Source organism: Streptomyces sp. NPDC015139, from assembly GCF_043079785.1.
Lineage (GTDB): Bacteria > Actinomycetota > Actinomycetes > Streptomycetales > Streptomycetaceae > Streptomyces > Streptomyces albidocamelliae.
The window spans coordinates 353,180-371,148 of the sequence record NZ_JBIBUW010000004.1 but is presented as its reverse complement, the minus strand read 5'-3'; the positions used below and the strand labels follow the sequence as shown (position 1 = coordinate 371,148).

General features: G+C 71.9%; 18 protein-coding genes. 14 read left to right on the top strand and 4 right to left on the bottom strand.

Features of this window, described 5'->3' with window-relative positions:
• Positions 1-26: 26 nt before the first annotated feature.
• The 13 genes from ACF08B_RS13925 (at position 27) to ACF08B_RS13865 (ending at position 11,589) form a co-directional block, all read left to right on the top strand.
• Complete coding sequence (locus ACF08B_RS13925; RefSeq protein WP_392317535.1) at positions 27-1,361, top strand: hypothetical protein; 1,335 nt, start codon at positions 27-29, stop codon at positions 1,359-1,361.
• Positions 1,362-1,505: 144 nt separating this feature from the next.
• A complete protein-coding gene (locus ACF08B_RS13920; RefSeq protein WP_392317534.1) occupies positions 1,506-2,078 on the top strand; it encodes a GNAT family N-acetyltransferase in 573 nt (190 codons plus the stop codon).
• A gap of 127 nt (positions 2,079-2,205) precedes the next feature.
• The gene (locus ACF08B_RS13915) at positions 2,206-2,289 is read left to right on the top strand and encodes a putative leader peptide (RefSeq protein WP_310739661.1); all 84 of its coding nucleotides are present in this window, start codon (positions 2,206-2,208) and stop codon (positions 2,287-2,289) included.
• Positions 2,290-2,418: 129 nt separating this feature from the next.
• Positions 2,419-4,116: a nitrite/sulfite reductase gene (locus ACF08B_RS13910; RefSeq protein ID WP_392317533.1), complete on the top strand. Its 1,698-nt coding sequence runs from the start codon at positions 2,419-2,421 to the stop codon at positions 4,114-4,116.
• Positions 4,113-4,295: a hypothetical protein gene (locus ACF08B_RS13905; protein WP_093473799.1), complete on the top strand. Its 183-nt coding sequence runs from the start codon at positions 4,113-4,115 to the stop codon at positions 4,293-4,295. Before ACF08B_RS13910 ends, ACF08B_RS13905 begins: the two co-directional genes overlap by 4 nt.
• The gene (locus ACF08B_RS13900) at positions 4,292-5,002 is read left to right on the top strand and encodes a phosphoadenylyl-sulfate reductase (protein WP_392317532.1); all 711 of its coding nucleotides are present in this window, start codon (positions 4,292-4,294) and stop codon (positions 5,000-5,002) included. The genes ACF08B_RS13905 and ACF08B_RS13900 overlap by 4 nt, the downstream gene beginning before the upstream one ends.
• Entirely contained in the window at positions 4,999-5,565 is a 567-nt protein-coding gene (gene cysC, locus ACF08B_RS13895; protein WP_093473802.1) for an adenylyl-sulfate kinase, read from the top strand. The genes ACF08B_RS13900 and cysC overlap by 4 nt, the downstream gene beginning before the upstream one ends.
• Positions 5,562-6,497 carry a sulfate adenylyltransferase subunit CysD gene (gene cysD / locus ACF08B_RS13890; RefSeq protein WP_073897319.1) on the top strand — a complete coding sequence of 312 codons (936 nt, stop codon included), beginning with the start codon at positions 5,562-5,564 and terminating at the stop codon, positions 6,495-6,497. Before cysC ends, cysD begins: the two co-directional genes overlap by 4 nt.
• Positions 6,498-6,499: 2 nt before the next feature.
• The gene (locus ACF08B_RS13885) at positions 6,500-7,834 is read left to right on the top strand and encodes a sulfate adenylyltransferase subunit 1 (protein ID WP_392317531.1); all 1,335 of its coding nucleotides are present in this window, start codon (positions 6,500-6,502) and stop codon (positions 7,832-7,834) included.
• A gap of 223 nt (positions 7,835-8,057) precedes the next feature.
• A complete protein-coding gene (locus ACF08B_RS13880; protein WP_392317530.1) occupies positions 8,058-9,158 on the top strand; it encodes an aliphatic sulfonate ABC transporter substrate-binding protein in 1,101 nt (366 codons plus the stop codon).
• 34 nt (positions 9,159-9,192) lie between these two features.
• Positions 9,193-9,978, top strand: a complete 786-nt coding sequence (locus ACF08B_RS13875) for an ABC transporter ATP-binding protein (RefSeq protein WP_392317529.1) — start codon at positions 9,193-9,195, stop codon at positions 9,976-9,978.
• Complete coding sequence (locus tag ACF08B_RS13870; RefSeq protein WP_392317528.1) at positions 9,965-10,843, top strand: ABC transporter permease; 879 nt, start codon at positions 9,965-9,967, stop codon at positions 10,841-10,843. Before ACF08B_RS13875 ends, ACF08B_RS13870 begins: the two co-directional genes overlap by 14 nt.
• Positions 10,844-10,848: 5 nt before the next feature.
• The gene (locus ACF08B_RS13865) at positions 10,849-11,589 is read left to right on the top strand and encodes a sirohydrochlorin chelatase (RefSeq protein ID WP_392317527.1); all 741 of its coding nucleotides are present in this window, start codon (positions 10,849-10,851) and stop codon (positions 11,587-11,589) included.
• Between the two features lie 34 nt (positions 11,590-11,623).
• Here ACF08B_RS13865 and ACF08B_RS13860 read toward each other — a convergent pair whose 3' ends face one another.
• The 4 genes from ACF08B_RS13860 to ACF08B_RS13845 form a co-directional block, all read right to left on the bottom strand.
• A complete protein-coding gene (locus ACF08B_RS13860) occupies positions 11,624-11,944 on the bottom strand; it encodes a hypothetical protein (protein WP_392317526.1) in 321 nt (106 codons plus the stop codon).
• Between the two features lie 649 nt (positions 11,945-12,593).
• Entirely contained in the window at positions 12,594-13,499 is a 906-nt protein-coding gene (locus ACF08B_RS13855) for a sigma-70 family RNA polymerase sigma factor (RefSeq protein WP_392317525.1), read from the bottom strand.
• Positions 13,500-13,584: 85 nt separating this feature from the next.
• Positions 13,585-14,610: a ketopantoate reductase family protein gene (locus ACF08B_RS13850; protein WP_392317524.1), complete on the bottom strand. Its 1,026-nt coding sequence runs from the start codon at positions 14,608-14,610 to the stop codon at positions 13,585-13,587.
• Positions 14,611-14,743: 133 nt separating this feature from the next.
• Positions 14,744-15,295 (bottom strand): DUF1697 domain-containing protein, encoded by a 552-nt coding sequence (locus tag ACF08B_RS13845; protein WP_392317523.1) that lies wholly within the window; start codon positions 15,293-15,295, stop codon positions 14,744-14,746.
• A 400-nt stretch (positions 15,296-15,695) separates the two neighbouring features.
• Between ACF08B_RS13845 and ACF08B_RS13840 the strand changes: the two genes are divergently transcribed.
• On the top strand, positions 15,696-17,939 hold the full coding sequence (locus ACF08B_RS13840) for an MMPL family transporter (protein WP_392317522.1): 2,244 nt from the start codon (positions 15,696-15,698) through the stop codon (positions 17,937-17,939).
• The last annotated feature ends 30 nt before the right edge of the window (positions 17,940-17,969 follow it).

The window sequence follows — 17,969 nt, the reverse complement described above, 5'->3', positions numbered from 1 at the left end:
CGCAGTTGGCCCGCTCGGGAGGAGACATGAAGCATCGCGGCAGACACCGCCGACGCAGACGGGGCGCGGCGCTCCGCGCGGTCCTGACCGGGACCGCGCTGGCGCTCACCGCGGCCGCCACCATGATCAGCGTGTCCCAGGCCGACGTGACCGACGACCCGGGTGCGCTCAAGCCGCTCACCTCCGCCGCGGACACCGGCAGGCTCCAGCTCCGTGAGCACCTGGTCCCGGCCCGCACGCTCGACCGGCTCTCCGCCGCGATGGGCCGTCCGGTCGGCGTGGACGGGGTGCTCGGGAACGCGGAGCGCGCGATGCGGGAGGGCCCGGCCTGCTCCGCGGACGACCGCGCCTCCCTGCCCGTGGCCCCGGCCGCCACCCGCGCCTACTGCTGGGACGAGGCCGACGCCGCGTCCGCCGACTGGCGCCCTGCCTCGGTGACCGGCTCCGGGGACGCCGACGACGACGGCGTCTGGGGCACCCACCGCGCCCTGGTGGCCGGCTGGACCCACAGCACCGCCACCGGCCGTCCCGCGGAGCGGGGACTCGCCCGGGTCGCCCTCGTCGACGCCGACGACCCCGACCACCTCACCTACGACTGGGTGCTGCTGGTCGTCCCGGTCCAGGGCGGCCGGGACTACCGGGGCCTGGCCTCCGGCATCTCGGGCCTGGTCTGGTACCAGGACAAACTGCTGGTGACCACCAGGACCGGGAGCGCGGACGCGCTCTACGTCTACGACCTCGACCGCATCCAGCGCACCACGATCGACGCCACCGCGATCGGCCGGGTGCCCGGCGGCTGGTCCGCCGACGGCTACCGGTACGTACTGCCCGCGGTCGGCTCGTACCGCTTCACCGCCGGCCGCTGCACGGCGGCCGGGGCGCCCTGCCCGGGTGCCCTCGCCCTCGACCGCGGCACGGCCCCCGACAGCCTGGTCGCCGCGGAGTGGACCGCCCCCGGCGGCGACCGGCGGGCCCGGCTGTGGCGGTACGCGTTCAGCACCGATCCCGCCCGCGCCGGGCTGCTCGCGACGGACCCCGCGGGGCGGGCCGACGCGGTGGAGGCGTACCGGACCGGGACCTCCGGCATCCGGGGGGTGCTCTCGTACCGGCAGCCCGGGGCGAAGCTGCCGTCCTGGTATGTGGGACACCTGCCCGGTTCGCGGGACGGACACGGCGGGCTGTGGCGGCAGGACACGAAGGGGGCGCGGGCGGCGCACTGCGGCGCGGACTCCTCGCACCGCTGCTGGGCGCGGGAGGCCGGCTCCCTCTCCTACTGGCAGGAGACCGGCGAGGTGTGGTCGCTCTCGGACCGGATGCTCTTCTCCCTGCCCCTGGCGACCCTCGACCGCTCACTGCGGTGACACCCGTCCGACCCGGGTGCCGTACGACCCGGGTGCCGGGCGGCCCGGGTGGGCGGTGCGCATCCGCCGTGACCTGCGCACCTGCGCGTCCCGCCTGACCCGGTCGATCGACAGACGGGCCGACGGGATGATTCCCTGGCCCGCATGAGCAGCGTCCCTGTCACCACCTGGTCCCTGGAGCAGACGTCCCCGTCCGACCTCCTGCCCGCCGCCGCCCCCGAGGGCGACGTCAGGATCGTCCGTGCGGAGGTCCCCTCCCCCGAGTTCAGCCGCTTCCTGTACGCCTCGGTCGGCGGCGACATCCGGTGGACGGACCGGCTCGGCTGGAGCCACGCGCGGTGGCGGGAGCACCTGGAGCGGCCCGGCGTGGAGACCTGGGTGGCGTACGACCGGGGCACCCCGGCCGGTTACGTCGAACTGGAGGCACAGGGCGAGGGCGTCGTCGAGATCGTCTACTTCGGTCTGCTGCCCGCCTCCCGCGGCCGGCGCATCGGCGGCCATCTGCTGTCGTACGGCACGGCCCGCGCCTGGGACCTGGCCGAGCGGTGGCCCGGGCGTACGCCGACCAAGCGGGTGTGGCTGCACACGTGCAGCAAGGACGGCGAGTACGCGATGGGCAATTACCAGCGGCGCGGCTTCAAGCTGTTCGACACCAAGGTGGAGCTGGAGCCCGAGATCGCCACTCCCGGGCCGTGGCCGGGCGCATACCCCGCCTGACCAGCCGGGACAAGTCTCCCGACGGCACATGTGAGCGACGACACCCTTGTTCCACATTTCGGGACAACGGTGTCCGCATCTTGGACGAAGCTGGACTGTGTCCAGATCGCCGTGACAGGCTTCCGCCATGCCTGGAACTGGAATTGCCTTGGTGAGTCGGCGGCACGTCGACCTCGGCCGCATGTCCAGCGCCATCTGTCCGGCGAGCTGAGCCTCCAGCACCGCCGAGAACCCGGGATTTCCCCGCATTCCTGCCCGCGCAAGGACGCGCACGCGTGCCCGCATGCCCGTATACGCAGGTCAGAGCCGCTTTCCGCCTGTCCCGAAGGACGTACAAACCATGGCCGCCACCCCACAGAACCCTGCCGCCTCCGCGCCCCGCCGCAAGGTGAGTCGTCACCGTGGTGAGGGTCAGTGGGCAGCGGGGCACTTCACCCCGCTCAACGGCAACGAGCAGGTCAAGAAGGACGACGACGGTCTCAATGTGCGGACACGCATTGAGACGATCTACTCCAAGCGTGGTTTCGACTCGATCGACCCGAGCGACCTGCGCGGCCGGATGCGCTGGTGGGGGCTGTACACCCAGCGCAAGCCCGGGATCGACGGCGGCAAGACCGCGATCCTGGAGCCGGAGGAGCTGGACGACGAGTACTTCATGCTCCGGGTCCGCATCGACGGCGGCGCGCTCACGACCCGGCAGCTTCGGGTGATCGGGGAGATCTCGCAGGAGTTCGCGCGCGGTACGGCGGACATCACCGACAGGCAGAACGTGCAGTACCACTGGATCCGGATCGAGGACGTGCCCGCGATCTGGGACCGGCTGGAGGGTGTGGGCCTGTCCACGGTCACCGCCTGCGGCGACACCCCGCGCGTGATGATCGGCTCGCCGGTCGCGGGCATCGCCGAGGACGAGATCATCGACGCCACGCCGGCGCTGGAGGAGATGAAGCGCCGGGTCCTGAACAACCCGGCGTACTCGAACCTCCCGCGCAAGTTCAAGACGGCCATCTCGGGTTCACCGCTGCTCGACGTGGTGCACGAGATCAACGACGTGGCGTTCGTCGGCGTCGTCCACCCCGAGCACGGCCCGGGCTTCGACGTGTGGGTCGGCGGCGGTCTGTCCACCAACCCCAAGCTCGGTGTGCGGCTCGGCGCCTGGGTGCCGATCGACGAGGTCCCGGACGTCTACGAGGGCGTCATCTCGATCTTCCGTGACTACGGCTACCGCCGCCTGCGCAACCGCGCCCGGCTGAAGTTCCTCGTCGCCGACTGGGGCGCGGAGAAGTTCCGTCAGGTGCTGCAGGACGAGTACCTCCGGCGCGAGCTGGTCGACGGGCCCGCCCCCGAGCAGCCGAGCCGGCAGTGGCGCGACCACATCGGCGTGCACCGGCAGCAGGACGGCCGGTTCTACGTCGGCTTCGCGCCGCGCGTGGGCCGCGTCGACGGCGCCACCCTCACCAAGGTCGCCGACCTCGCCGAGGCGCACGGCTCCGGCCGGATCCGCACCACCGTCGAGCAGAAGATGATCGTCCTCGACGTCGAGGAGGGGCAGGTCGAGTCGCTGGTCGAGGGCCTGGAGGCGCTGGACCTCACCGCCCGACCGTCCACCTTCCGGCGCGGCACCATGGCCTGCACCGGCATCGAGTTCTGCAAGCTCGCCATCGTCGAGACCAAGCAGCGCGGTGCCCAGCTCATCGACGAACTGGAGCGCCGGCTCCCGGACTTCGAGGAGCCGATCACCATCAACCTCAACGGGTGCCCGAACGCCTGCGCCCGCATCCAGGTGGCGGACATCGGTCTCAAGGGCCAGCTCGTCCTCGACGAGCGGGGCGAGCAGGTCGAGGGCTACCAGGTGCACCTCGGCGGCGCGCTCGGCCTGGAAGCGGGCTTCGGCCGCAAGGTCCGCGGTCTGAAGGTCACTTCGGACGAGCTGCCCGACTACATCGAGCGGGTCCTGAAGCGCTTCCAGGCGGAGCGCGAGGACGGCGAGCGGTTCGCCACGTGGACCGCGCGCGCTTCCGAGGAGGCCTTGTCGTGAGTGAACGGGCCGCACCCTTCTTCTGCCCCTACTGCGGCGACGAGGACCTGCGTCCGAACGAGCAGGGTCACGGCGCCTGGGAATGCGGGGCGTGCAACCGCGCATTCCAGCTGAAGTTCCTCGGGCTGCTCGCCCGGGGCCTGCAGCGAGCCGACGACGGAGGGGACGAGCGCATATGACGACCGCTCAGGACCAGCGCACCGACGACGAGTTGAAGCAGCTCGCCGAGCAGGCGGGCCGCGACCTGGAGAACGCCTCCGCCCTGGAGATCCTGCAGTGGGCGGTGGACACCTTCGGCAGCGGATTCTGCGTCACCTCCTCGATGGAGGACGCCGTGGTCGCCCATCTCGCCTCGCGCGTGCTCAAGGGCGTCGACGTCGTCTTCCTCGACACCGGCTACCACTTCCCGGAGACCATCGGCACCCGGGACGCCGTGGAAGCGGTGATGGACGTCAACGTCATCACCCTCACACCGCGGCAGACGGTCGCCGAGCAGGACGCCGAGTACGGGCCGAAGCTGCACGACCGCGACCCCGACCTGTGCTGCCGGCTGCGCAAGGTGCGGCCGCTCGAGGAGGGCCTGCGGAACTACCGGGCGTGGGCGACCGGCCTGCGCCGCGACGAGTCCCCGACCCGGGCGAACACCCCTGTGGTCGGGTGGGACGAGAAGCGGCGGAAGGTCAAGATCTCCCCGATCGCCCGCTGGACCCAGGACGACGTGGACGCGTACGTCGCGGAACACGGCGTGCTGACCAACCCCCTGCTGACGGACGGCTACGCGTCCGTCGGCTGCGCCCCGTGCACCCGCAGGGTCCTGGAGGGCGAGGACGCGCGCGCCGGCCGCTGGGCGGGGCGCAACAAGACCGAGTGCGGGCTGCACGGATGACCGACGAGCGGATTCAGGAGAACCACGTGACGACCGGAGCCACCGTCTGGCTCACGGGTCTGCCGAGCGCCGGCAAGACCACCATCGCGTACGAACTGGCGGGCCGGCTGCGTGCCGAGGGCCACCGGGTCGAGGTGCTCGACGGCGACGAGATCCGCGAGTTCATCTCGGCGGGGCTCGGCTTCTCCCGCGAGGACCGGCACACCAACGTGCAGCGCATCGGCTTCGTCGCCGAACTGCTGGCCCGCAACGGCGTCAAGGCGCTGGTGCCGGTGATCGCGCCGTACACGGACAGCCGGGACGCGGTGCGCAAGCGGCACGAGGAGAACGGGACGCCGTACCTGGAGATCCATGTGGCGACCCCGGTCGACGTGTGCAGCGAGCGCGATGTGAAGGGGCTGTACGCCAAGCAGGCCGCGGGCGAGCTGTCCGGACTCACCGGGGTCGACGACCCGTACGAGGAGCCGGAGACGCCCGATCTGCGGATCGAGTCGCAGCACCAGACGGTGCGGGAGTCCGCCGCGTCCGTGCACACGCTGCTGAGCGAGAGGGGACTGGCATGACCACGGCCTTCAAGGCGGAGGAAGGCACGGAGAGCCCGTACGCGCTCTCGCACCTGGACGCGCTGGAGTCCGAGGCGGTCCACATCTTCCGTGAGGTGGCGGGCGAGTTCGAGAACCCGGTGATCCTTTTCTCCGGTGGCAAGGACTCCATCGTCATGCTGCACCTGGCGCTGAAGGCGTTCGCCCCGGCGGCGGTCCCCTTCTCCCTGCTGCATGTGGACACCGGGCACAACTTCCCCGAGGTGCTGGAGTACCGGGACCGGGTGGTCGCCGCACATGGTCTGCGCCTCCATGTGGCCTCCGTCCAGGACTACATCGACCGCGGTGTGCTCAAGGAGCGTCCCGACGGCACCCGCAACCCGCTCCAGACCCTCCCGCTGACGGAGAAGATCCAGAGCGAGCGGTTCGACGCCGTCTTCGGCGGCGGACGCCGGGACGAGGAGAAGGCCCGCGCCAAGGAGCGCGTGTTCTCCCTGCGCGACGAGTTCTCCCAGTGGGACCCGCGCCGCCAGCGCCCGGAGCTGTGGAACCTCTACAACGGCCGGCACGCCCCGGGCGAGCACGTCCGCGTCTTCCCGCTGTCCAACTGGACCGAGCTGGACGTGTGGCAGTACATCGCCCGCGAGGACATCGAGCTGCCGCAGATCTACTTCGCGCACGAGCGCGAGGTGTTCGCGCGCGCCGGCATGTGGCTGACCGCGGGTGAGTGGGGCGGTGCCAAGGACGGGGAGACCGTCGAGCGGCGCCTGGTCCGCTACCGGACCGTCGGCGACATGTCCTGCACCGGCGCCGTCGACTCCGACGCCACCACGCTGGACGCCGTCATCGCCGAGATCGCCGCCTCCCGGCTCACCGAGCGCGGCGCGACCCGCGCCGACGACAAGCTCTCCGAGGCCGCGATGGAAGACCGCAAGCGCGAGGGGTACTTCTAAGCATGAGCACGACCACGACCGAGGCTCTCTCGGCCACCACGCTGCTGCGGTTCGCCACCGCCGGCTCCGTCGACGACGGCAAGTCCACGCTGGTCGGACGGCTGCTGCACGACTCCAAGTCGGTCCTCGTCGACCAACTGGAGGCCGTGGAGCGCGCCTCCGCCAGCCGTGGACAGGACGCCCCGGACCTCGCGCTGCTCACCGACGGCCTGCGTGCCGAGCGGGAGCAGGGCATCACGATCGACGTGGCGTACCGCTACTTCGCCACGCCCCGCCGCCGTTTCATCCTGGCCGACACCCCCGGTCATGTGCAGTACACGCGCAACATGGTCACGGGCGCGTCCACCGCGGAGCTGACGGTCGTCCTGGTCGACGCCCGCAACGGGGTGGTCGAGCAGACCCGGCGGCACGCGGCCATCGCCGCCCTCCTGCGGGTCCCGCACGTCGTCCTCGCCGTCAACAAGATGGACCTCGTCGGCTACGAGGAGAGCGTCTTCGCGGCGATCGCCGAGGAGTTCACGGCGTACGCGACCGAGCTGGGCGTCCCGGAGGTCACCGCGATCCCGATCTCGGCGCTCGCCGGCGACAACGTCGTGGAGCCGTCCGCGAACATGGACTGGTACGGCGGCCCGACCGTGCTGGAGCACCTGGAGACCGTGCCGGTCAGCCACGACCTGGCGCACTGCCACGCGCGGCTGCCCGTGCAGTACGTGATCCGGCCGCAGACCGCCGAGCACCCGGACTACCGTGGCTACGCGGGCCAGATCGCGGCCGGTACGTTCCGCGTCGGCGACCGGGTCACGGTCCTCCCGTCCGGCCGGACGACGACGGTCTCCGGCATCGACCTGCTGGGCACGCCGGTCGACGTGGCCTGGACGACGCAGTCGGTGACCCTCCTGCTGGAGGACGACATCGACGTCTCGCGCGGCGACCTGATCGTGCCGACGAAGGACGCGCCGGCCACCACGCAGGACGTGGAGGCGACCGTCTGCCATGTCGCGGACGCCGCGCTCACCGTCGGCCACCGGGTCCTGCTCAAGCACGGCACCCGCACGGTCAAGGCGATCGTGAAGGACATCCCGTCCCGGCTGACGCTCGACGACCTGTCCCTGCACCCGCACCCGGGCCGGCTCGCCGCCAACGACATCGGCCGGGTGAAGATCCGTACCGCCGAGCCGCTGCCGGTCGACGCCTACGCCGACTCGCGCCGCACGGGCTCCTTCATCCTCATCGACCCGAACGACGGCACCACGCTCACCGCGGGCATGGTCGGCGAGTCGTTCGCGTCCCCCGAGCCGGTCAAGGACGCGACCGACGACGACGGGTGGGACTTCTGACCATGAACTCCACCGACTACTTCTCCACGTTCGCGAAGGAGGGCGGCCGCGTCGGCAGCGGAGCGCTCGGCAGCGGACAGGGCGGAGTGGCGCGATGTGCGTGCTGACGTACGCGCACTGCCCGCGCGCCCTGACCCCCCACAGCCGTAGACGCAGACCTGCCGACCTCCCGGCCACGACCTGAAAGACCGTGACCGCCGGGCCTCCGAGAGGAACACCTCCCGTGCCTGCAACACAAGCGTTCCGCCGTACCCTCGCGGTGATAGCCGCGCTCCCTCTTGTCACCCTCGCCGCCTGCGGCTACGGCTCCGAGGCCAAGGACGACGACACCGCCAAGGTCGCCGCCGGGGCGAAGAAGATCGACGGTCTCGACTCCGTCAAGATCGGCTACTTCGGCAACCTGACGCACGCCACCGCGCTGGTCGGCAACCAGAAGGGCTTCTTCCAGAAGGAGCTCGGCGCCACGAAGGCGTCGTACGCGACCTTCAACGCCGGCCCGTCCGAGATCGAGGCGCTGAACTCCGGTTCCATCGACATCGGCTGGATCGGCCCCTCCCCCGCGATCAACGGCTTCACCAAGTCGGGCGGCAAGAGCCTGAAGATCATCGGTGGTTCCGCGTCGGGCGGTGTGAAGCTCGTGGTGAACCCGAAGAAGATCAAGTCCCTGAAGGACGTCGAGGGCAAGCGGATCGCCACCCCGCAGCTGGGCAACACGCAGGACGTGGCCTTTCTCAACTGGGCCGCCGAGCAGGGCTGGAAGGTCGACGCGCAGAGCGGCAAGGGTGACGTGACGGTCGTCCGCACCGACAACAAGATCACCCCGGACGCCTACAAGTCGGGGTCGGTCGACGGTGCCTGGGTGCCGGAGCCGACCGCGTCGAAGCTGGTCGCCGAGGGCGGCAAGGTGCTGCTGGACGAGTCGTCGCTGTGGCCGGACAAGAAGTTCGTGATCACGAACATCATCGTGCGGCAGGCCTTCCTCAAGGAGCACCCGAAGGCGGTCGAGGCCGTCCTGAAGGCGTCGGTCGAGACCAACAAGTGGATCAACGCCAACCCGGACGAGGCGAAGGCCGCCGCGAACAAGCAGCTGGAGTCGGACTCCGGCAAGGCGCTGCCCGCCGACGTCCTCGACCCGGCGTGGAAGTCGATCCGGTTCACCGACGACCCGCTCGCGTCCACGCTCCACACCGAGGCGGACCACGCGGTCAAGGCCGGTCTGCTGGAGAAGCCGGACCTGAACGGGATCTACGACCTCACGCTCCTCAACAAGGTCCTCAAGGCCGAGGGCGCGAGCGCGGTCGGCGACGCCGGTCTCGGCAGCTGACACGGATCCGACGAGTTCCCAGGAGGTGACGACCATGGCCACGACCACGACTCTCGCCAAGGCCGCCGAGTCGGTCGAGTACGCGGCACGCCTTGAGCACGTCTCGAAGTCCTTCGCGACCCCGGCGGGGCAGCAGCTCGTGCTGGACGACATCAGCATCGATGTCGCGCCGGGTGAGTTCGTCACCCTCCTGGGGGCATCGGGCTGCGGCAAGTCCACGCTGCTCAACCTGGTGGCCGGCCTCGACCGGCCCACCGCGGGTGCCATCCGGACGGACGGCCGCCCGGCCCTGATGTTCCAGGAGCACGCCCTCTTCCCGTGGCTGACCGCGGGCAAGAACATCGAACTCGCCCTGAAGCTCAGGGGGGTGCCGAAGAACGAGCGGCGCGGCAAGGCCGAGGAGCTGCTCGAACTCGTCCGGCTGAAGGGCGCGTACGGCAAGCGCGTCCACGAGCTGTCGGGCGGTATGCGCCAGCGGGTGGCGCTGGCCCGCGCGCTGGCCCAGGAGAGCCAGATCCTGCTGATGGACGAGCCGTTCGCGGCCCTGGACGCCATCACCCGGGACGTGCTGCACGACGAGCTGACCCGGATCTGGCAGGAGACGGGTCTGTCGGTCCTGTTCGTCACGCACAACGTGCGCGAGGCGGTGCGGCTCGCCCAGCGGGTCGTCCTGCTGTCCTCCCGTCCGGGCCGGATCGCGCGCGAGTGGACGGTCGACATCCCGCAGCCGCGCCGCATCGAGGACGCGCCCGTGGCCGAACTGTCCCTCGAGATCACCGATGTACTGCGTGGGGAGATCCGCCGTCATGGCCAGCACTGAGACGAAGCCGGGCCAGGACGCGGGGAGCGTCGAGGCGGGCCTGGACGCACTGGAGACGGCGGCCACCGGGCGGCCTACCCTGCGGCAGACCCTCGTCAACAAGGTCCTTCCGCCGGTCATCGCGATCGCGGTGGTCCTGGTGGTCTGGTCCCTGCTCTACCCGGTCGTCGACGACCCGACCAAGCTGCCCTCGCCGTCGGCGGTGGGGCACGCGTTCCGGGACGCCTGGGTGCAGGGCAATCTGCTCGGCTACATCTGGACCAGCGTCTCGCGCGGTCTGCTGGGCTTCTTCTTCGCGCTGCTCATCGGCACCCCGCTGGGACTGCTGGTGGCGCGGGTGAAGTTCGTGCGCGCGGCCATCGGCCCGATCCTGTCCGGTCTGCAGTCGCTGCCGTCGGTGGCGTGGGTGCCGCCGGCCGTGATCTGGCTGGGCCTGGACAACTCCATGATGTACGCGGTGATCCTGCTCGGCGCGGTCCCCTCGATCGCCAACGGGCTGGTGTCCGGTGTCGACCAGGTCCCGCCGCTGTTCCTGCGCGCGGGCCGCACGATGGGCGCGACGGGCGTCAAGGGCGTCTGGTACGTCACCCTTCCCGCGGCGCTGCCCGGTTACGTGGCGGGTCTGAAGCAGGGCTGGGCGTTCTCCTGGCGGTCGCTGATGGCCGCCGAGATCATCGCCCAGTTCCCTGATCTGGGCGTGGGCCTCGGCCAGTTGCTGGAGAACGCCCGCACCGCGAGCGACATGGCCATGGTGTTCGAGGCGATCCTGCTCATCCTGTTCGTCGGCATCGCCATCGACCTGCTGATCTTCAGCCCGCTGGAGCGGTGGGTGCTGCGCAGCCGCGGCCTGATGGTGAAGAGCTGATCAGCGTGCACACGAAGCCCGTTCTCCTCGTCGTCGCCCACGGCAGCCGCGATCCGCGGCACGCCGCGACCGTGCACGCCCTCGTGCAGCGGGTGCGGTCGCTGCGGCCGGGGCTGCGGGTGGAGACCGGCTTCCTGGACTTCAACGTCCCCTCGGTGCAGGGGGTGCTGGAGTCCCTGGCGGCGGAGGGCGTGCGGGACGTCGTCGCCCTGCCGCTGCTGCTGACCCGCGCCTTCCACGCCAAGGCCGACATCCCGGCCGTGCTGCGGGAGGCGCCGGCGCGGCTGCGGATCCGGCAGGCGGAGGTTCTCGGCCCCTCCCCGCTGCTGGTCTCGGCGCTGGAACGGCGCCTGTACGAGGCGGGACTGACGCCCGCCGACAAGTCCTCGACCGGGGTCGTGCTGGCCTCGGCGGGGTCATCGGACCCGGAGGCGAGCGCAGTGATCGCCGACATCGCGCGGGAGTGGTGGCACACCGGTTGGTGCGCCGTGCGGCCTGCGTTCGCCTCCGCATCCCTTCCGCGCACCGAGGACGCCGTACGGGAGTTGCGCGCCCTCGGCTGCGAGCGGGTGGCCGTCGCGCCGTACGTCCTGGCCCCCGGCTTCCTGCCGGATCGCATCGCGCGGGGCGCGGCCGAGGCGGACGTGCTCGCGGATGTGCTGGGCCCGGCGCCGGAGGTGGCGCGCGTGCTGCTGGAACGCTACGACGCGGCCCGCCGGCCGGTCCTCGCGGCGATCGGCGCCTGATCCCGGCCGCCGCGCCCGGTGCGGCTCAGGCCGGTCACAGACCGAGGGCGTGCGTGAGGTGCTGGGTGTAGGTGAGGCTGCCGGTCCCGGCCGACGCCCGGATGGCGACGACCTCCAGCGCGGTGCGGATCCGGCCGCGGTTGGGCGGCAGCCCGTCCTCGGCGGAGAGCGCCAGCTCGCGCTGGATGACCTCGCCGTGGCCGACGAGCGCCGGGTACTCGGCGTGCAGTGTCGCGGTGAGCCGGTCGGCGGTGTTCATCAGGCTTTCGAGGTCCAGGGCGTAGGGGTCGGCGGTGCCGCCGGGATCACCGAGGCCGGCCGGTCCGTTGACATGTCCGAAGTTGTACGTGCTCATGTCCTGTCCTCGCTTCTGGTCCTGGGGCTTCGGTCCTGAGCGGCCGTGGCGGGCTCGGGTCCGGATTCGGGCGCGCGGTGCCGGGGGCCGACGTTACCGATGTCGGTGGTCCGAGTACGGCCGTATGGTGCGGCATTGACGTACGCCTTGACGGACGCCGTGACATGCGCATCGACGCGCCGTTCGGGCGGGGAGGACGGTCCGGCGGGCCGCGTCGGGTGCGGATTCGCCGGCACGGTGCCACGGACGGCGGCACGTACGCCAAGTGGGCCGAAAACCGCCACCCGTCCGGGTGACGACGGTCCGTTGACCGGTGGCCGGAGGCCTGTGCGGAGGGCTCGTCCTGCCGCCGCACGGGGGCAGGGGCCCGCCCGTCGCCTTCATCCGTCTCCCCTCCGGCTGTTCCGCGCGCTCCAGACTAGGGAGCGGTCACGGATTTCTCGCGGAGTTCGGCGACCCGGGCCCTTCGGGGGCGGCGCCGTGGTAACGGCCCCCGCGGTCCGGCGTTCCCCTGTGACGTCGGACCGCGGTGGCTCTTCGTTCTGCGCCGGGCACGCCCCGTGTGTCACAGGTGAAGCGGGGTATCCGGGCTCGATGGGCGTTTATCGGCCAACCCCGGCCCGGCCGGCTTCCGGACCCCCGGCGCCGCTCAGCGGTCGGTGTCCGCGGGGCCGATGTCGATTCCGCGCAGGCGTTGCGGGTCCGCCGTGATGTCGATGCCGGTGATCAGGCCGTCCGTGCCGAAGGTGAAGGCCAGGACCAGGCGCGGGTGTCCGCGCTCCGCCATGACCAGGCCGACCCGGCCGTCCAGCAGGGCGACCCCGGTGAGCCGGGCCCGGGCCATGGCGGCCATGGCTCCCCGGGCGACGGGTTCGGCGCCCTGGACGGTGAGCGGTTCGGGCGTGGGGACGACCAGGGCGTCGGCGCGCAGCGCGACGTCCGGGGCGAGCAGGGCGAACAGTGCCGTGAAGTCGCCGCCGCGGGTGGCGGCCAGGAACGCCTCGACGGCCTCGCGGCGGCGGCCCGCGTCGGCGGTGGGCACGGGTTCCCGGCCCCGGACCCGGCGCCGGGCGCGGCTGGCCAGTTGCCGGGTGGCGGCCGGGTTCCTCTCGATCAGCGGGGCGATCTCCTCGAACGGCACCGCGAACATGTCGTGCAGTACGAAGGCGACCCGCTCGGCGGGGCTCAGGGTGTCGAGGACGACCAGCAGCGCGATGCCGACCTCGTCGGCCAGCAGTGCCTCACGGGCCGGGTCGCCGGACTCGGTGACGGCCGCGGCCGGGGAGTCGTGGGCGTCGAGAGCGTCCTCGCGACGGTTGCGGCGGGCCCGCAGCAGGTTCAGGCAGACGCGGGTGACGACGGTGGTCAGCCAGCCGGTGAGGTTGCCGACCTCGCCGGTGTCGGCCTGCCGGGCCCGCAGCCAGGCCTCCTGCAGCGCGTCGTCGGCCTCGGTGGCCGACCCGAGCAGCCGGTAGGCCACCGCCGCGAGGTGCGGCCGGTCCGCCTCGAACCGCGCGGCCAGCCGCTGTCCGGCGTCCCCCGTGAAGTCGTCCACCGTTTCCCGTCCTCCCCTGTGCCCGCCGGTCCTGAGCGGCCGCGCGCCCCGGACGGGGCCACGAAACACCGAACCGGCCGGAAGATCAACCGTGTTGTGCCGCCGCGCCGCCGGCCCGGTCGGCCAGGGCGGCCAGTTCGGCGACCGGCAGGGAGCCGGCCGCCCGGCGTTCCCGCGCGAACTCTCCGGCGATCCGCTGGAGCAGCTCGTTGAGCGGGGTCGGCACGCCGTGCAGCCGGCCGAGGAGGACGATCTCGCCGTTGAGGTAGTCCGCCTCGATGGAGCCGGTGCCCCGGACGAGGGACTGCCAGGACGAACCCCCGCCGCGCACGGCCCCGTCCAGCAGGACCGGCGTGACCTTGTCGCCGCGTGCGGCGCGTTGCTCCTCGGCGCTCGCGTGGGCGATGCCGGCCGCGTCGAGCACGGCCTCCCCCTCGGCCCGCACCCGGGCGTACAGGGCCTCGGCCGTCTCGCCGGTGACGGGCCCGCTCACCGCTTCCAGGGCGTTGCCGAGGTTGCCCAGCAGCTTGGCGTACTGCCAGCGGGCCACGTCCGGTACCACCGGCGCCTCGAAGTGCGCGTCCTGGAGGTCGGCGGCGATCCGGCGGGCGGTGCCGTCGGTGCCGTGCGGGACGCGGCCGAGGTGCAGGATGCCGGTGAGCGGGGTGCCGGCCGCCGAGACGACGCCGGGTTCCACGAAGGTGGAGGGCAGCCAGACGCAGACGCCGTAGACCCGGCGGAAGCGGCGCAGGGCGAGCCGTCCGCTCTCCACACCGTTCTGCAGGCAGACGAGCGGCAGTCGTTCGGCCGCCGTGCCGCCGCCCGCGACGGGCACGGCCGCCCAGGCGTCCAGGGCGGCCACGGTGTCCTGGGTCTTCACGGCGAGGACGAGCACGTCGTCGGCGCGCAGTTCGCCGAGTGGGCCCGGCGCCTCGACGGCCGGCAGCCGGTACGTCGACTCGCCCTGCGGCACCCGCAGCCGCAGCCCGTGCGCGTTCAGCGCGGCGAGGTGCCGGCCGCGTGCGACCAGGACGACCTCGCGCCCGGCCTGGGCCAGCCGGCCGCCGACGGTGCCGCCGACCGCTCCGGCCCCGATGATGATGTAGCGCATGGGGCAGAGCCTCGCACACCATGTGCCGTGTCCACCCGTCGCCCACGTGCGGGATCGGTGAACCCGGGCCGCTCGCGGGGCGGTTCGCCGATGCGGTCGGGGCCCGCGCCCGGGCGGCGGGACGTACGCGCGGTCACGCCCCCGGAGCCGTCAGCTCGACCAGTTTGGCCACCGTGTTCCAGTTCCGGCTCGTGGCGATCAGGCCTTTGGTGATCCGCGGCCGGGCCAGTGCCTCCGCGAGCTTGGAGCGGCCGAGGCCGTCGGGGGCGTACAGGTACAGGCAGCGGTCGCCGAGCCGGAACTCCTCGGGGAGGTGGGCGGCCGGGTCGATGTCCGCGAAGCGGTCCGGGGTGACGGGTGCGGAGAAGTAGGTGACGTGCAGCTGCTTGGCCGCCAGTTCGGCGGCCGGGAAGGGGCAGGCCTCGGCGACCGCCGCCAGATAGCCGTGGTCGCGTACGAGCACGTCGACGAAGAACCCGAACCGTTCCTCGATGGCCCGGGTCAGCTCCGCGGCCAGGGACTCCGCGTCGCCGCGGTCGGCGGTGAAGACGGCCTGGCCGCTCTGCAGATGGGTGCGTACGCCGGAGTGGCCGAGACCGGTCAGGAGGGTGCGCAGGTCGGCCATGGGGAGCTTCCTGGTGCAGCCGACGTTGATTCCGCGCAGCAGCGCCGCATAGGTCGTCATCCGGCCCACTTTAGAGCGGCCGTCGTGCCCCGTGGGGGTGGGCACGACGGCCGCGCCCGGCGTGCGCCGGGTTGCGCGAAACTCTCCCGGATGAGCGGGGTGCGGATCAACTCCTACACGCAGCTGTGACTTGTTCAACAAGGTTTCGTAATCACAAAGTGGATCTTGGTGGCGGATCGGACACCGTCGCGCGCACTCGAGACGCGGCACCCCTGAGCCTCGTACCGGTGGATCCCCGATAGATGTAAGGGCCCGTCGTCCTCCCCAGCGGTGAGCCGGGGCCGCCGCAGCTCACCGGGCAGCACGACGAGACGCGCCCGCAGGGCCCATACCGTCGAACGGAGAAAGCACGGAAGTGGCGGCAGGGGGTCGCCACCGCACACGAGGGGGCATACCCGTCATGGGGAAGACAGAGGTGCGGGGGCTGGCCGCCCGCGCCGGCGGCTGGAGCGCGCGGCACCGCTGGGCCGCCGTCGGCATATGGGTGCTGTTCGTGGTCCTGGCGATGGGGCTCGGCTCGGCGGCGGGTCGGGTCGACGTGGACGAGAGCGACCAGCTCAAGGGAGAGACGCACACCGCGGCCCGCATCATCGAGGACGCGGGGATCGAGGAGCCGGCCGGTGAGACCGTGCTCATCCAGTCGAAGGGCGGCTCCGTCGAGGCCACGAGCGGCGAGTTCCGGGCCGCCGTCGCCGATGTCGTCGACGCGGTGCGCGGCACCGGCAAGGTGACCGGTGTGACCTCGCCGTACGACGCGCACACCATCTCCCGGGACGGCCGCAGCGCGCTGGTGCAGTTCGATCTGCGCGGTGACGCGAAGACGGCCGCCGACCGGATCGAGCCGGTGCTGAACGCCGTCGCCGGGGTGCAGAAGGACCACGGCTCGCTGCGGATCGAGGAGATCGGCGGCGCCAGCATGCAGAAGCAGTACAAGGACGCCTTCGGGGACGACTTCCAGCAGGCCGAGTACTCGGCCGTGCCGGTGGCCCTCGGCATCCTGCTGATCGCCTTCGGTGCCCTGGTGGCCGCGCTGCTGCCGGTGGCGCTCGCGATCACCGCGATCATGGCGACGATGGGGCTGATGGGGATCGTCAGCCACCTCCAGCCGATGAGCGACACCGCCAACTCCGTGATGCTGCTGGTCGGAATGGCCGTCGGTGTCGACTACTGCCTGTTCTACCTGCGGCGCGAGCGCGAGGAGCGGGCCGCCGGGCGGGACGCGGGCACGGCCCTCAGGATCGCCGCCGCCACGAGTGGCCGGGCGATCGTCGTCTCCGGTGTCACGGTGTGCGTGGCGATGGCCGGCATGCTGTTCACCGGCCTCGCCGAGTTCGAGGCCATGGGGCTCGCCTCGCTGATGGTCGTGGCGGTCGCCATGGTCGGGTCGGTGACGGTGCTGCCGGCGCTGCTGTCGCTGCTCGGCGAGCGGGTCGAGAAGGGGCGCCTGCCCTTCGTGGGCCGGCGGCGCCGGGAGCGGGGCACCGACGGCGGGAGCCGGTTCTGGTCGGCGGTGCTGCGGGGCGTGCTCGCCAGGCCGCTGGTCTCGGTCGTCGTCGCGGGCGGCACGCTGCTGGCGATCGCGGCACCCGCGCTCGGCATGAAGACCCAGCAGCTCACCCTGGACCAGGAGTTCGGCGACTCGCTGCCGATGGTGCAGACCTACAACCGCGTCAACGACGCCTTCCCGGGCGGCAGCGAACCGGCCCAGGTCGTCGTACGGGCCCAGGACATCGGCGCACCGGAAGTCCGGCAGGCACTGGCCGACTTCAAGGAGCGGGCGATCTCCTCGGGTGCCTCGCGCGGCCCGGTCGACATCAAGCTGCACAAGGCGCAGAACGTGGCGCTGGTGTCCGTGCCGCTGGTCGGCGGCTCCGACATGGACAGGGCGACGAAGAGCCTCGACAAGCTGCGGGACGAGGTACGGCCCGCGACCCTCGGCAAGGTCGACGGGGTGGAGGCACCGATCACCGGACAGGTCGCGGGCAACAGCGACTTCAACGACCAGCTGATGGGCTCGGTGGTGCCGGTCTTCGCGTTCGTGGTCGTCTTCGCCTTCCTGCTGATGCTGCTGTCGTTCCGCTCGCTGACCGTGGCGCTCACGTCGATCGTGCTCAACCTGCTGTCGGTGGCGGCCGCCTACGGCGTCCTCGTCGCCGTCTTCCAGCACGGCTGGGGCGCCTCACTGGTGGGCGCGGAGGGCGTCGGCGCGATCGTGACCTGGCTGCCGCTGTTCCTCTTCGTGATCCTGTTCGGACTGTCCATGGACTACCACGTGTTCGTGGTCTCCCGGATCCGCGAGGCCCGGATGCGCGGCCGCGACACCCGGGACGCCATCCGGCACGGCGTGGTCACCACGGCCGGGGTGGTCACCAGCGCCGCGGTCATCATGGTCGCCGTGTTCGCGATCTTCGGCACGCTGTCCATGCAGTCCATGAAGCAGATGGGCGTGGGTCTCGCCGCGGCCGTCCTGATCGACGCGACGGTCATCCGCGGGGTGCTGCTGCCGGCGGTGATGGCACTGCTCGGCGAGCGCAACTGGTACTTCCCGAAGTGGCTGCACCGCCTCCCGGACCTGACCCACGACGAGGCGCCCGAGGTGATCGCCGAGCCGGTGCGCGGCGAGAGCGAACGGCTGCCGGTCTGATCCCACCCACCCCGCAGGGCCCGCCGGTTC